Source organism: Aeromonas sp. R4-2 (assembly GCF_040908295.1).
Classification (GTDB): Bacteria; Pseudomonadota; Gammaproteobacteria; order Enterobacterales; family Aeromonadaceae; genus Aeromonas; species Aeromonas veronii.
Genome location: NZ_JBFODL010000009.1, coordinates 275,282 through 288,873, shown reverse-complemented (window position 1 = coordinate 288,873; position 13,592 = coordinate 275,282). Strand labels below are relative to the sequence as shown.

Sequence of the window (13,592 nt, the reverse complement as noted above, 5' to 3'; positions counted from 1 at the left end):
GAGAACCGCGCTAGATGGCGGAGAGGTACTGCTTTTGCATCGCCAGCCAGCGGCCGTTATTGATAAACGCCAGCTGTACCTTGAGCAAGGCCGCAATTTCCGCGCGGTGCTTTTTATCGAGGTAGAGAAAGACCTGCTCTTTGGTGATCTTCTGCCAGGGGGACGCCAGTGCAGGTTGAGAGGCGGGGCGCATCTTGATGAGCCAATCCACTTTGCCTCGTTGCAGTTGGGCAAGCCCCTGCTTCTCATCGTTCAACCAGATGACCTGATAGTTGCCGAGGAAGCGCTCGCACCACTGGATGCCACGCAGGCAGCCAATCACGGTATCCTTGGCAGGGGGCCAGCTCGGGTTATCCCTTGGCTGACCATAAATCGCCGCCTCCGAGATGGGGGCACCGATCTGCAGCAGGTGGGGATAGGTCTGATCAAAGCCCTTGATCCGGGCCATATCGCCATCGACGGCATGGTCTGCCTCAATCAACTTTTCGCAGCGGGCATAAGTGCAGGGGATCAACTGAAAGTCGATGCCGGCCCGGCCAAACCAGTCATGAATAAAAGGGCGCAATATCGCAGTGTGTTCGACCGCTGCCGCCAGCTTTAGCGGGGTTGCGTGGGCAACGGGAGTCAGCCCGACAAGCAGTAACCAGCCAATCCACTTCATATCGCGCTCCTGAATCGGGCTTGTTTAAGCAGCACTGTTGCGACTATCTGTGCAGTGAAGAATAGCCGATAGGGATGGCTGCCAGACCGCTTCGCCAGCTATTCGTGACGGCCGGGTCAGGGGAGCAGCGCCGTGATCAGGATATGGGCCGCGCTCACCAGGATCACAGTGAAGGTCAGCCCCATTCCCACAACCCGATAACGGAAGTTCTCCGGCGTGCGGCTCATGCCAAATGCATGGCAGAGGCGGCCAAGCAGCAAGGCGCTCCCCAGCAGATGGATAAGCCAGGGGGTCTGGTTGCCGGTTTCGACGAAATAGATGAGCAGCAGGGCGAGGGGGACATACTCGGCAAAGTTGGCGTGTACCCGCATGGCGCGCAACATGGCGGGGTCATCCCCATGCCCCAGCGCCACCTTGCGGCTATGGCGGGTGCGAATGGTTCGAATGCTCAGCAACACAAACAGCAGAGCGAGCAGAGCCGCGTAAACAGGCAGTATGGTCATGGTATCTGGCTCCTTGTGTGATGATATCGAGTGGCTGGTGTTCAGAGACGCGATATTGCTCGGCATCTCAATGGTTTGCCTTGAGGGTAGCAGCAAACTGCGTTAGCACGACCGTCATCTATTCACTTGCCATCTGCCAAGCGCAGGCGCAAAACAAACAGCCCTGCCGAGGTGGCAGGGCTGTATTTGACCGTGTTGATGGTGGGCAGAGCCCCGTCATTACCCCTCGTAAGGGAGGGAGGAGTGGTGCAGCACGATACGCACCTTGCCATCATCCCCCTTCTTGAAACCCCAGGTCTTGTCGACTGTAGTTTCCTTGTTGTCGCGATCTACCAGATGCACCTTGCCCATGGTCAGCGCCATGTCGCCGTTGATATAGACGGCGGCATTGTCATAGCGATAGCTCTGCCAGTTTTTCAGAGCGAACCCTTTGTCGGTGGGGTAGGCGCTGTTGTTGCCGACAAAGTAGGCCAGCGCCCCCTCGCGGTTGGTGCGAAAGGTCTGCTCGCCACCGGCGAGGGTGGGTTTGAACAGCACTGGCCCCTGCTGGTAGCCATAGGCGCTGTCGAGCACCGCTTCGGCGGTCGCCTTGGCGCGCTCAATCCCACCGGCGCGATAATCATCGCTGATCTTGATAAGCGCCGCGCCCCAACCATCCTGCGCGGCCTTGATCTCCGCCTCGGTAATATTGTTGTTGGCGATTTCGGCTGCGCTGAGTGCGCCGCTGGCGGCAAGCAGGACGAGGGCAAGGGTGCTCTTCTTGAGGTGCAACATCATTGTTTTCAAACTCCTGATAGCGATAAACGAGCCGGCAGTGTAGCGAAGGGGCATGAACGGTTTTTGAACTGATTATTCAGGCTTGGGTAGTAAAAAGGTCGGTATATAGCTGAAGGTTTGGGTGTTTGTTTGGTAAGGGGAGCTCTCTTAATTAATGGCGGATGCCTGTATCCAACTTGATTTCTTTTCCAACAAAAAGCCCCGTCAAGTTAATTGGCGGGGCTTGGCTATTTGGAGCATTCAGTATCGGGGATTACAGCGCGGGCAGCAGCCCCATGCTGACGCTGATCTGGACGCCAACAATCACCACCCCCATGGATGCGGCCACTCCCAGCGCCACTGCGCCACCCGGGGCGCGGTAGTGGTGGGCGGGCGCCTGTTTGCGGCTCTGCCATACCAGTGCCACCGGCAACAGTACCGCGAGGATCGCCAGCGCAATGGCGGCGTAGCCGAGGGCCATGATAAAGCCCTGCGGGAAGTAGAGGGCAAACAGCAATGGTGGCACAAAGGTGATAAGACCTGTCTGACTGCGGCCCTGCCAGTTGTCCTTGCGGCGGGTTGCCTTGGCCATAAAGTCGAACAGCCCCAGCGTCACCCCGAGGAAGGAGGTGGCGAGTGCCAGATCGGCAAACAGGTGCATCGCCTGATTAAACGCAGGCCAGCTCACCAGCTTGCCGACGTTGGCCAACAGGCTGTCCAGCGCGCCGCCGGTTTGCAGCAGGGCTTGCTGGCCGAGCAGACCTAGGATTGCTACCTGCCACAGCACATAGAGGATCAGCGGCAGTGCTGAGCCCCAGACAAAGACCCGACGCAACTGCTTGGGGCAGTCACCGAGGTAAAGCATCACACTCGGAATGGAGCCGTGAAAGCCGAACGAGGTGAAGATGACCGGCAGGCCCGCCAGCAACAGGCCCTGACCCAGCGGCATCGAGAGCAGATGCTGCCCTTCGGTGCGTGGTAGCAGCAGCGCCAGCACCACCACCATAATCACCAGTTTGACGGTGAACATCAGCCGGTTGAGGTAATCCACCGAGCGGGTGCCGACACAGACCATGCCGCCAAACAGCAGGGTAAAGGCCCAGGCGGCCTGCTCCTGGCTGAGGGTCATGCCTGCATCGGCCAGCGCCTGTGCCAGCAGGCTGCTACCGCCGCTGATGTAGGCGGAGGCCAGCGAGTAGAACAACATCAGGATACAGAAGGAGGCGATGCGCTTGCCCCAGGGGCCGAGCAGATGGTCCGCCAGCTGGTGCAGGTACCATTTGCCGGTGTTGAGGCTTGCCTCTACTTGCAGCATGGCGGTGAAGGCCATCAGGGCCCAGAGGCCGACCATCAACATCAGGGTGGCGGGGCCGCCGAGGGAGGAGGAGGCCAGCGGCAGGGCCAGCATGCCGGCGCCTATGGTGGTGCCGGCAATCAACAGGGTACAACCCAGGGTTTTGGTATTCATGTTATCCATCCGAACGTAGCGGTGTCAGTGCAAACAGGCGATGTCAGCAGTGACGTCAACAAGAGGGGGCCGATTGGCGTTATCAGAAGGTGCCTCCGGTGATAGGGCCGGAGGCTAGCAATATCGGAACGGGAACATCTGTACCTATAACCTGTCAGTTGTAAAATATGTTTGCCACGTTAGCGGATCAAAATAGCGGAGACAACCCCTAAAAAGCGGAACTTGTGCTGTGGAAGGCATTTAAGTGGAAATAAAAAATGACACTTGATGCTAAGCGCCGAAAAAATGTGCGCCTTGAGGTGTTGATGTCAATCCGCTTCAACCGGCCCTCGGGATCGGAGGGGGTTGCTACAGGCGTCTGGAAGGGGCGACAGAGGGCAAAACAGGGCGCTAGCGGCCCGAATGGTTCGGTATAAGTAAAAATAGGGTCATACGGCCAAAAGCCATAAATTCAATTTATAGCGAGCCGATGGGCCGATAAACGGGCCCTGAGCAGGGGGGGAAGCCCTGTCGGTCGGTTGGCCGATCTTCCGCCGGTCAAACAGACGCGTGCAAACGTGGGCGTTGAGAAGATCTGCCGCACAGGCTGTCAGTTCTGGCTGCTCATGAGGCAGTTTGTGCTGGCAGCCTGTGTGGTTGTGAGCAATTGCCGCAGGCGGCTCAGCGACGGCGCTTGAGGGTGCGGCTCACATAGTGCAGCCCGCTCTGGTAGTCGCCGTTCACCGCCTTGAGCGCCAGCTCCAGCGCCTGGCTCGCCAGCGCGTCGTGCTGCTGGGGCAGGGAGTTGATGCCAAAGGGGAGGAAGTCGAGCAGGCGATCGTCCCCGAAGGTGGCCATGGCGAGCTGGCTCATGTCGATCTCTTGCTCCAACAGGTAGTCGAGTACCCCCTCCATCAGGATATAGGAGGTGGTGATCAGCGCTTCGGGCAACTGGTCCAGCTGCTGGTGCAGGTCTTTGATCAGGCGATACCCCTCAAGGCGGGAGAAGTGATCCCCCTCACACAGGTGGCGAGCCGCGCTATGACTGGCGACCGCCTGCTCGAAACCGGCTTTGCGCTCCTGACTGATCGTGAGTGCTGGCAGCGCGGTGATCAAGGCTATATGGCGTAAGTTCGGGGTGAGCAGGGAGCTGGTGAGATCAAAGCTCGCTTTCTCGTTTTCACTGGCGACGGTGACGAACTTGTCGGCGGCCATCGCCCGGTCGATGGCGAGGATCTGGCTGCCTTGCGCCTGCAATTTGCCGTAGAAGGGGTCGTCCGGCGGCAGGCAACTGGCCACCAGCAGGGCGTCCACATGGCGGCTCACCAGCATCTGGGCCAGCTCTTTTTCTGTGGCGGGCTCATCTTCCGAGCAGACGATCAGCAGCTGATAGCCCTGCGCCCGGCCCCCCTGTTCCAGCCGTTTGGCCAGCTTGGCGTAACTGGCGTTCTCAAGGTCGGGCAGGATAAAGCCGAGGGTCTTGGTCTGGCCGCCACGCAGGGAGGCGGCGCGGCTGTCCGGCTGGTAGTTATGGGCGGTGACCACGGCCATCACCTTGTCGCGGGTGGCCTGACTGATGCGGTATTGGTCGGCCTTGCCATTGATCACATAGCTTGCCGTGGTGCGCGAGACACCGGCGAGGGCGGCGATTTCATCCAGTTTCATCATATTGGCTCTGTTTGAGTTGCAAGGCCCACGGTCACTGCCGGGTGAGGGCACCGAAAAGTGTGCGCGGGATCATATCATTGAAAAGCACTCTTTGTGGGTACTTGATCAATTCGCTGAAACGATTCAGTCTGAGTGTAAGTGAAACGATTCAGCCTGTCAGCAACGAAGAGACCCAGTGGCCTGAAAATCGGGCCCCGATCACAGTGAACCGTGTTCGGGTCTATTGTCAGCTGGCGAGTTACCCGAATGTTCAATTGTGACGTACCGGCGCGGCCGGAACCTGATGGAGAGTCTCTATGTTGAAGTTGGCGCGAGAGCAGATCTTGCTGGGGCAGTCGGTGGCGACCAAGTCGGACGCCATTGCCCTGCTGGCAGGCAAACTGACCGAAGCCGGTCTGGTGGAAGCGGGCTATGTGGATGGGATGCTGGCCCGTGAAGCGCAGCATGCCACCTATCTTGGCAGCGGCATCGCCATTCCCCACGGCACCACCGATACCCGTCATCTGGTGAAGAGCACCGGCGTCATGGTGGCCCAGTTCCCCAACGGCATCGAGTGGGACGAGGGGCAGATCGCCTATGTCGCCATCGGTATCGCCGCCAAGTCGGACGAGCATCTGGGCATTTTGCGCCAGCTCACCCATGTGCTGGGTGACGAGCAGGCGGCAGCTCAGCTCAAAGAGGCCACCGATGCCGACACCATCATCAACATCCTGACTGGCGCCACTGCCGCCAAAGAGGTGCAATACCTGACCCTGGCTGACTTCCCGGCCGATGATCGCGACCAACTGCTGCTGGGAGCAGCCGCCCGCGCCAAATCGGCGGGCTGGGGCGATGCCGCCATGGTGAGCGCCCTGTTGGCAAGCGATCCCGCCTATCTGGGCGAGGGCGTCTGGCTCGCTCGGGCGCAAGCGGCCCAGACTGGCTGGGTGCTGGCCACCCCGAGCAGCGAACTTCACGCAGGGGAGCTGCCGGTCAGCGCCATGCTGCTACTGTGCGCCGCAGATAGCGGCCATCTGCCGCAACTGGAGAATCTGGCCAAACTGGCAGCCGCCGGTCAACTTGCCACGCTGGCGGGCAGCGACGGGTTGGCCATGTTGCAGGCAGGGCCAGCGAACGGTCTTTCCGAAACCTTCACCATCATCAACCCCCACGGCTTGCACGCTCGTCCCGGCGCCATGCTGGTCAAGGTGGCCAAAGAGTTTGAATCCGACATCCGGGTTGCCAATCTGGATGGCAGCGGCGAGGCGGTCTCCGCCAAGAGCCTGATGAAGGTGATCGGCCTTGGCGTCAAATGCGGGCACCGTCTGGCATTTCGCGCCGAAGGGGCAGATGCCGAAGCGGCCCTCAAGGGGATCGGTGAGGCCATCGCCGCTGGTCTTGGCGAGGGGGCACACTGATGAAGATTGTCACCATTACCCTCAACCCCGCCCTCGATCTCACCACCCGCCTCGAGGCGATGAGCCTGGGTGAGGTCAATCTGGTGAGCGAGGCCAACCTGCGCGCGGCGGGCAAGGGGATCAACGTCGCCATGGTGCTCAAGGATCTGGGCCGCGAGGTGGGCGTCACCGGCTGGCTTGGCGCAGACAATGAGCAGAGCTTTGTCTCCCTGTTTGCTGAGCGGGCGCTGGATGATCACTTTGTCCGTGTCGTGGGCAGCACCCGCATCAACGTCAAGATCTCCGAGCAGTCTGGTCGGGTCACCGATCTCAACCTGCCGGGGCTCACCATCCAGCAAGGGGAGGTGAGCGCGCTGGAGCAGGCCATCGACGAGTTGGCTGCGCATGCTGAGTGGTTCGTGCTGGCGGGCAGCCTGCCCAAAGGGGTGGCCCCCGATTACTGCGCCCATCTGATCCGCCTGCTCAAGGCCAAGGGCAAGCAGGTGATCTTTGATTGCAGCGGCGCGGCCTTAAGCGAAGGGATCAAGGCGGCGCCGACCCTGGTCAAACCCAATCTGGAGGAGCTGAGCCAGTGGGCAGGCCGCCCCATCAAGACCCTGAGCGAGCAGGCCGAGTGTGCCCGCGCGCTGCAGGCAAGCGGCATCCCCAACGTGGTGATCTCCAACGGCGCCGACGGCCTGATCTGGTTTGCCACAGATGCCGTCTGGCAGGCCATTCCGCCGCGGATGCAGGTGGTCAGCACGGTCGGTGCTGGCGACTCCCTGGTCGCCGGTCTCGCCCATGGTCTGAGCCTTGGCTGGGCGCCGGAGCAGACCCTGCGGCTGGCCACCGCCGTCTCGGCACTGGCGGTCAGTCAGGTGGCGGTCGGCTTTGACGATATCAATGTGCTCAACCCTTTACTTGAACAGGTGCGCGTACAGCCTCTGGATGAGCTGGCACCGGTTCAATGCCATACCCCCTCAATGGAAAACTCAGGAGATGCCCAATGAAAGCAATCTTGGTTACGGCTTGCCCGGCGGGCATTGCCACCAGCTTTCTAGCTGCAAAACGGATAGAACAGCAGGCCAAACTGGCTGGCTGGGAACTCACCCTCGACGTCGGCTCCAGTGTGCAGCCCCGCCAAGTACCGAGCAAGGAGCAGATTGCCGCCGCCGATTTGGTGCTGGTTGTCGCCAGTGCCCCGGTGGATCTCGCCGCCTATGATGGCAAGCGAGTCTATCAGGGCAGCATGGATCTCGCCCTGCAGGATCCGGCTGCCTTGCTGGAAGCCGCAACCAGCGGTGCCAGCGTCTATCGTCATCAAGCCGCGCCCGCTGCCGCCAAACCGGCCGCCGCTGGCAAGCGCATTGTGGCGGTGACCGCCTGTCCGACCGGTGTGGCCCACACCTTTATGTCGGCAGAAGCGCTGGAGACCATGGCCAAACAGCTGGGTTATCAGATCCGCGTCGAGACTCAAGGCTCGGTCGGTGCCCAGAATGCCCTGACCGCCGAGGAGATTGCATCTGCCGATCTGGTGTTCCTCGCCACCGATATCGAGGTGGACATGGCGCGCTTTGACGGTAAGCCGGTATATCGCACCAGCACCGGCGCGGCATTGAAGAAAACCCGCGCCGAGCTCGACAAGGCGTGGAACGAGGCGACACTCTATCGCCACAGCGGTGCCAGCCAGCCCAAGAAAGAGGAAAAAGCCGGCCCCTACAAGCACCTGCTGACCGGCGTCTCCTTCATGCTGCCGATGGTGGTGGCGGGTGGCCTTATCATTGCGCTCTCGTTTGTGTTCGGTATCGAAGCGTTCAAGGTGGAAGGCACCCTGGCTGCTGCCCTGATGAAGATCGGTGGTGGCTCCGCCTTCGCCCTGATGATCCCGGTGCTGGCCGGTTACATTGCCTACTCCATCGCTGACCGCCCGGGTCTCGCCCCCGGCATGATCGGCGGTATGCTGGCAAGCTCGCTGGGCGCCGGTTTCCTCGGCGGTATCGTGGCCGGTTTCCTGGCCGGTTACAGCGCCAAGTACCTGAGCGACAAGGTGCGCCTGCCGACTACCCTGGAAGCGCTCAAGCCGATCCTGATCATTCCGCTGTTTGCCAGCCTCTTTACCGGCCTGGTGATGATCTACGTGGTGGGTGGCCCGGTGGCCGGCATCATGAATGCTATGACCGAGTTCCTCAACAACATGGGCTCTGCCAACGCCGTGCTGCTGGGCGTAATCATCGGTGCCATGATGTGCTTTGACATGGGCGGCCCGGTCAACAAGGCGGCCTACGCCTTCGGTGTCGGCCTGCTGGCCTCCAAAACCTACGCCCCGATGGCTGCGGTGATGGCCGCCGGCATGGTGCCGGCACTGGGGATGGGGATCGCGACCTTCCTGGCTCGCACCAAGTTCATCAAGGCGGAGCAGGAAGCGGGAAAAGCCTCCTTCGTGCTGGGTCTGTGTTTTATCTCCGAGGGGGCCATTCCGTTTGCCGCCAAGGATCCGATGCGCGTTATCCCGGCCTGTATGGTTGGCGGCGCACTGACCGGTGCGCTCTCCATGCTGTTCGGCTGTGAGCTGATGGCACCCCACGGCGGCCTGTTCGTGCTGTTCATTCCGCACGCCATTAGCAACGTCATGATGTATATCGTGGCGATTGCGGCAGGCTCGCTGCTGACCGGTGTCTCCTACGCCATGCTCAAACGCGGCGAAGAGCAGGCCAAGCTGGCCACGGCCTGATAGCTCATCCTCGATAACAGAAGATGATCAATGCCGCCCGGTTGCAAAACCGGGCGGCATTTTTATATGCCTTTTAAACAGAATCGTTGAGCAGCGGTTACTGAAGTCTCGCGTATCAGGGCCAGCGTCAGGCTCAGTTTCAACACTTAATTGTGTGGGGAAGGGCCGTAACCAATATCCCGTGTATAGATTGTGCTGCCGCTAGGATAGGGGGGAACTGGCGAACTTTCGGGAAGCAAATCTGTATCAGCGACAGTTACCTATATGTACATCTGTGTAGATGCAACCTGAGTTGATCATCAGTTGAACAAGACTTGAGGCTGGTTTGCTTTATGTCGCCCCCCCCCCCCATTTCTGCGAAAGGAGGATTCAGGTTTCGGTACAACCGAATGCCCTGGTTGGCAAGTATGCATTGAACCAGAGGATTCCATATCAAATGAATCTTGAACCCCACACCAGCCCATTGCAGACCGTTGTCTATACAACCATTTGTATGCCAACAAACAAGGTTTTAAACAAACAAAATCAGTTGGCCTCATGCTGAACATAGGCGCTGAAAAACTGGTTTCTCTGTTACGTGAAAAAGTAAACATGAGTTAACGCAGTGTTCAATGATAGAGAGATAACAGACAAAGCTGCTTTGCAGAGCATGGGGATTAATGTGTCTGTGAGTACACGGGGGAGTAGTAAGCCTGCCGGCTTATCCCCAGAAACAGGCAAGCCCTGACAATGGTCAGCCTCTCGACTTGCCGCTGCGAGAGGACTTGCCGGGTCGCTTTTTTACGATGGAGACGCCGTAGTCATTCTTGAGTACATCGACGACGGCCTCAAAGAACCGGGCCTTCTGACTCATCAGCGCCAGCTGCTGCTCGAGTTCCTTGATGCGCTGTTCGGGCGTCTGGTTGTCGGGGTCAGGCATGGTGATGCTCCTGCCGGCGCGTACAGAAGCCCCCTGGCTCCAATCTTGCCGACTATGTTTACGCAACTATACCAGAACGGTGGAGCGGCCCTGAATGCCATAACGCACCTGAGCCTGTTTATAGGTGAGCTCGCCTTTTTCAATCTGCTCGACGAGTGTCAGTTTAAAAGTCAGCGAGTAATCGCGCTGTGTCCGTTTCACACCTTGTCCCATCGGGTTCTCCATTTATTGGGGGGGAAGGTGTAAACCATATTCAGGATTGGACAAGAGAAATAAAAAAGCCACACCGGTTGGTGTGGCTTTTGTTTAGGGGATCAACCCGGGTTGCTTAGGGGCGACCGGCCGGGCAGGTGGCCACGTTGACGGCGGCTGTGCTGCCACCATGACGACCTGATGTGCTCACTTCGTTGCGTACCAGCGGCGGGTAGTTAACCGGCTCACGGGCAGGCAGGGCAGGGGCTTCGGCAGGGGTTGCCATCGGGGCGGATGCTTTGCGGGCACGAGCCAGCAGGCCAGCACCGTGAGCTACCTGTTTGGTCACGACCGGAGTCTCTTCCACCACAACCGCAGCGACAGGTGCCGGGGCAGCAACTGGTATTTCGACTGCAGCCGGTACAGCTTCCACGACAGGAGTGCTGACAGCAGGGGCTTCTTCAACAACCGGAGCAGTTTCAACGACTTCAGTGGCAGCCATGTCGGCAACCGGCTCTGCTGCAACCACGACTTCTGCGACAGCTGCAACAACCGGGCTGGCAGCCACATCGGCTTGAGTTGCTTCGACCTGGGCAGCAGCCTGCTCGGCAGCTTCTTCAGCAACGGCTTCGACAACCACATGCTCGGTCAGTGCAGCAGAGGCTTGCAGGGCAGCAGCGACGGCTTCAGCGCTCGGGATGGTAACAAGAGGCACTACCGGCTCTTCAACCTGCGCTTTGGCAATATCTGCCTGGGCTGCGGTGGTCAGAGTGGTGGTATCTTGCTGTTCTTCGTCACGTTGGCTGCGGGCATCTTCGTTGATGCGCTTGCGGCGCTGACCTTCGATACGCTGGCTGCGAGGAGTGCGGCGTGAGCGGCGCTGGCCTTCACTCTGCTCTTCCTGCTCGTTACCCACGGTGGCATCGATCACGTCAGCTTGCGCTGCTACTTCGTCAACCGGCAGGGCAGAGGTGTCAGCAGCGGCGACATCGACACGGATCTGCTTGCGCAGTTGACGACGTTCGCGGCGCTCGGCCACTTTCTGCTCTTTCTCCTGACGTGGCTGGATGGCAGTTGCATCAACGGCGTCTACCGCTTCAACAACGACTTCGGTGCGCGGCTCACGGGGAGCACGAGGTTCACGGGCAGGACGTGGCGCACGTTCCTGACGCGGTTCGCGAGGTTCGCGCTCCTGACGGGGTTCACGTTCCATGCGCTGTTCGCTACGCACCTCACCACGGGCTTCACGCTCCTGACGAGGCTCGCGCTCTTTGCGGGGACGGCGATTGCGGTTTTCACCGGCTTCGCGGTTGCCACCTTCACGCTTCTCGCCAGTTTCCGCATTGTTGCGGTTGCCACGATTGTCGTCACGACGAGGACGCTGACCACGGCCACGACCTTCTTCGCGCTGGTGACGTTGACCTTCATCCTTGCGTGCTTCACGAGCAGCAGGTTTCTCGGCGGGCGCTTTCACGTCGGCAGGGGCTGCATCGCTGCTGAACAGGCCGGTAATGCCTTTGATCAGCTTGCTGAAGAAACCGGCTTCGGCAGGGGCCGCAGCAACGGGAGCCGCTGGCTGTTGCGGTGCAACAGGGGCCGGTTGTGCCGGTTGGGCAAAGCCTTGCAACAGCGGTTGTTCACGCTCGATCACCTGAGCTTGCTTCGGCTGGTAGACCGGCTTGGCAATCTCGGTTTTCAGCTCATAGCTGGCCGCTTCTGGGATCTCGTTTTGACGAATGCGAGTCACTTCGTAGTGCGGAGTTTCCAGATGCTGGTTCGGAATGATGTAAACACGCACATCATTGCGCTGTTCCAGACTGGCGATGGCGGCACGCTTCTCGTTGAGCAGATAGGCGGCAACATCCACCGGCACCTGGCCGTGAACCTGCTCGGTGTTGTCCTTCATGGCCTCTTCTTCGATGAGACGCAGGATGGACAGGGCAAGGGATTCGTTGTCACGGATCACGCCTTGACCCTGGCAACGGGGGCAGATGTGGCTGCTGGACTCGTTGAGGGAAGGGCGCAGACGCTGGCGAGACATCTCCAGCAGACCGAAACGGGAGATCCGGCCCAGCTGGATGCGGGCACGATCCTGATGAACCGCTTCACGCAGACGGTTTTCCACTTCGCGCTGATGGCGAACCGGGGTCATGTCGATGAAGTCGATTACGATCAGGCCACCCAAGTCGCGCAGACGCAATTGACGGGCAATTTCGTCGGCCGCTTCCAGGTTGGTTTGCAGCGCCGTCTCTTCGATATCGCCGCCCTTGGTGGCGCGGGAGGAGTTGATATCGATGGAAGTCAGGGCTTCGGTCGGATCGATAACGATGCTGCCGCCGGAGGGGAGGCGCACTTCACGCTGGAAGGCTGATTCTATCTGGCTCTCAATCTGGAAGTGGTTGAACAAGGCAACTTCACCCTTGTACAGCTTCACACGGTTGAGAAAATCGGGACGTACCAGCTCGATATGGGCCTTGGCGCGTTCGAAAATCACCGGATTGTCGATCAGGATCTCGCCCACATCGCGACGCAGATAGTCACGGATGGCACGCACGATGACGTTACTTTCCTGGTGGATCAGCACCGGCGCGGCGCGCTCCTGGGAGGCTTTGTGGATGGAGTCCCAGTGGTTGAGCAGAACGTTCAGATCCCACTCCAGCTCTTCCGGCGACTTGCCCACACCGGCGGTGCGCACGATCAGGCCCATGCCTTCCGGCACGGTCAATCCGCTCAGAGCTTCTTTCAGTTCGGTCCGCTCATCACCCTCGATGCGGCGGGAGATACCACCGGCACGGGGGTTGTTGGGCATCAGTACCAAGTAGCTACCGGCCAAGCTGATAAAGGTGGTGAGGGCTGCACCCTTGGTGCCACGCTCTTCCTTGTCGATCTGGACGATAACTTCCTGACCTTCGCGGACCACTTCTTTGATGTTGGGACGACCCTGATAGGAGTAACCGGAGGGGAAGTAATTGCGGGCGATCTCCTTCAACGGCAGGAAACCGTGGCGCTCGGCGCCGTAGTCGACAAAAGCAGCTTCAAGGCTGGGTTCTACGCGGGTGATCTTACCCTTGTAAATGTTCGCTTTCTTCTGCTCGTGTCCCGGACTTTCAATATCCAAATCGTAGAGCTGTTGTCCGTCAACCAGCGCTACGCGCAACTCCTCTTCTTGAGTTGCGTTGATAAGCATTCTTTTCATTGAGTTCTCATTATTGTGTCATTTTGATTTCCTCCATCTGGGTCCTGCCAGCGCCGGCCTCGGGTCTTCAGCATACTGGGGCAACCTCCCGGTTGGGGTATGCATGAGGCGCAAACTAAGGGCGTTCTGGTCATCACTTCTCG

At 59.6% G+C, this 13,592-nt stretch carries 9 protein-coding genes and 1 pseudogene; 3 read left to right on the top strand and 7 right to left on the bottom strand.

What is annotated here, in order from left to right:
* Positions 1 to 10 precede the first annotated feature (10 nt).
* The 5 genes from AB5Y99_RS06415 to cra all read right to left on the bottom strand — a co-directional run bounded on the left by AB5Y99_RS06415 (position 11) and on the right by cra (position 5,035).
* Positions 11 to 661, bottom strand: coding sequence for a hypothetical protein (locus tag AB5Y99_RS06415; RefSeq protein ID WP_368209068.1), 651 nt, complete (start codon positions 659 to 661; stop codon positions 11 to 13).
* Positions 662 to 777: 116 nt separating this feature from the next.
* The gene (locus AB5Y99_RS06410; RefSeq protein WP_005333192.1) at positions 778 to 1,164 is read right to left on the bottom strand and encodes an MAPEG family protein; all 387 of its coding nucleotides are present in this window, start codon (positions 1,162 to 1,164) and stop codon (positions 778 to 780) included.
* A 219-nt stretch (positions 1,165 to 1,383) separates the two neighbouring features.
* Positions 1,384 to 1,941 (bottom strand): hypothetical protein, encoded by a 558-nt coding sequence (locus tag AB5Y99_RS06405; protein ID WP_368209065.1) that lies wholly within the window; start codon positions 1,939 to 1,941, stop codon positions 1,384 to 1,386.
* Positions 1,942 to 2,194: 253 nt separating this feature from the next.
* A complete protein-coding gene (locus tag AB5Y99_RS06400; protein ID WP_323892280.1) occupies positions 2,195 to 3,388 on the bottom strand; it encodes an aromatic amino acid transport family protein in 1,194 nt (397 codons plus the stop codon).
* Between the two features lie 660 nt (positions 3,389 to 4,048).
* On the bottom strand, positions 4,049 to 5,035 hold the full coding sequence (gene cra / locus AB5Y99_RS06395) for a catabolite repressor/activator (RefSeq protein WP_368209063.1): 987 nt from the start codon (positions 5,033 to 5,035) through the stop codon (positions 4,049 to 4,051).
* A 296-nt stretch (positions 5,036 to 5,331) separates the two neighbouring features.
* Here cra and fruB point away from each other — a divergent pair, with 296 nt between their 5' ends.
* From fruB to fruA, 3 genes are read left to right on the top strand one after another with little or no spacing between them, the layout of a single operon-like run.
* Positions 5,332 to 6,432 carry a fused PTS fructose transporter subunit IIA/HPr protein gene (fruB, locus tag AB5Y99_RS06390; protein WP_236375114.1) on the top strand — a complete coding sequence of 367 codons (1,101 nt, stop codon included), beginning with the start codon at positions 5,332 to 5,334 and terminating at the stop codon, positions 6,430 to 6,432.
* Complete coding sequence (pfkB, locus tag AB5Y99_RS06385; protein ID WP_236375118.1) at positions 6,432 to 7,421, top strand: 1-phosphofructokinase; 990 nt, start codon at positions 6,432 to 6,434, stop codon at positions 7,419 to 7,421. Before fruB ends, pfkB begins: the two co-directional genes overlap by 1 nt.
* Entirely contained in the window at positions 7,418 to 9,142 is a 1,725-nt protein-coding gene (gene fruA, locus AB5Y99_RS06380) for a PTS fructose transporter subunit IIBC (RefSeq protein WP_368209061.1), read from the top strand. The genes pfkB and fruA overlap by 4 nt, the downstream gene beginning before the upstream one ends.
* A 683-nt stretch (positions 9,143 to 9,825) precedes the next feature.
* Here the strand turns inward: fruA and AB5Y99_RS06375 are convergent.
* A pseudogene (locus AB5Y99_RS06375) lies at positions 9,826 to 10,274 on the bottom strand (IS3 family transposase); the annotation flags it as partial.
* Positions 10,275 to 10,389: 115 nt separating this feature from the next.
* Complete coding sequence (rne, locus tag AB5Y99_RS06370; protein WP_368209059.1) at positions 10,390 to 13,449, bottom strand: ribonuclease E; 3,060 nt, start codon at positions 13,447 to 13,449, stop codon at positions 10,390 to 10,392.
* Between the last annotated feature and the right edge of the window lie 143 nt (positions 13,450 to 13,592).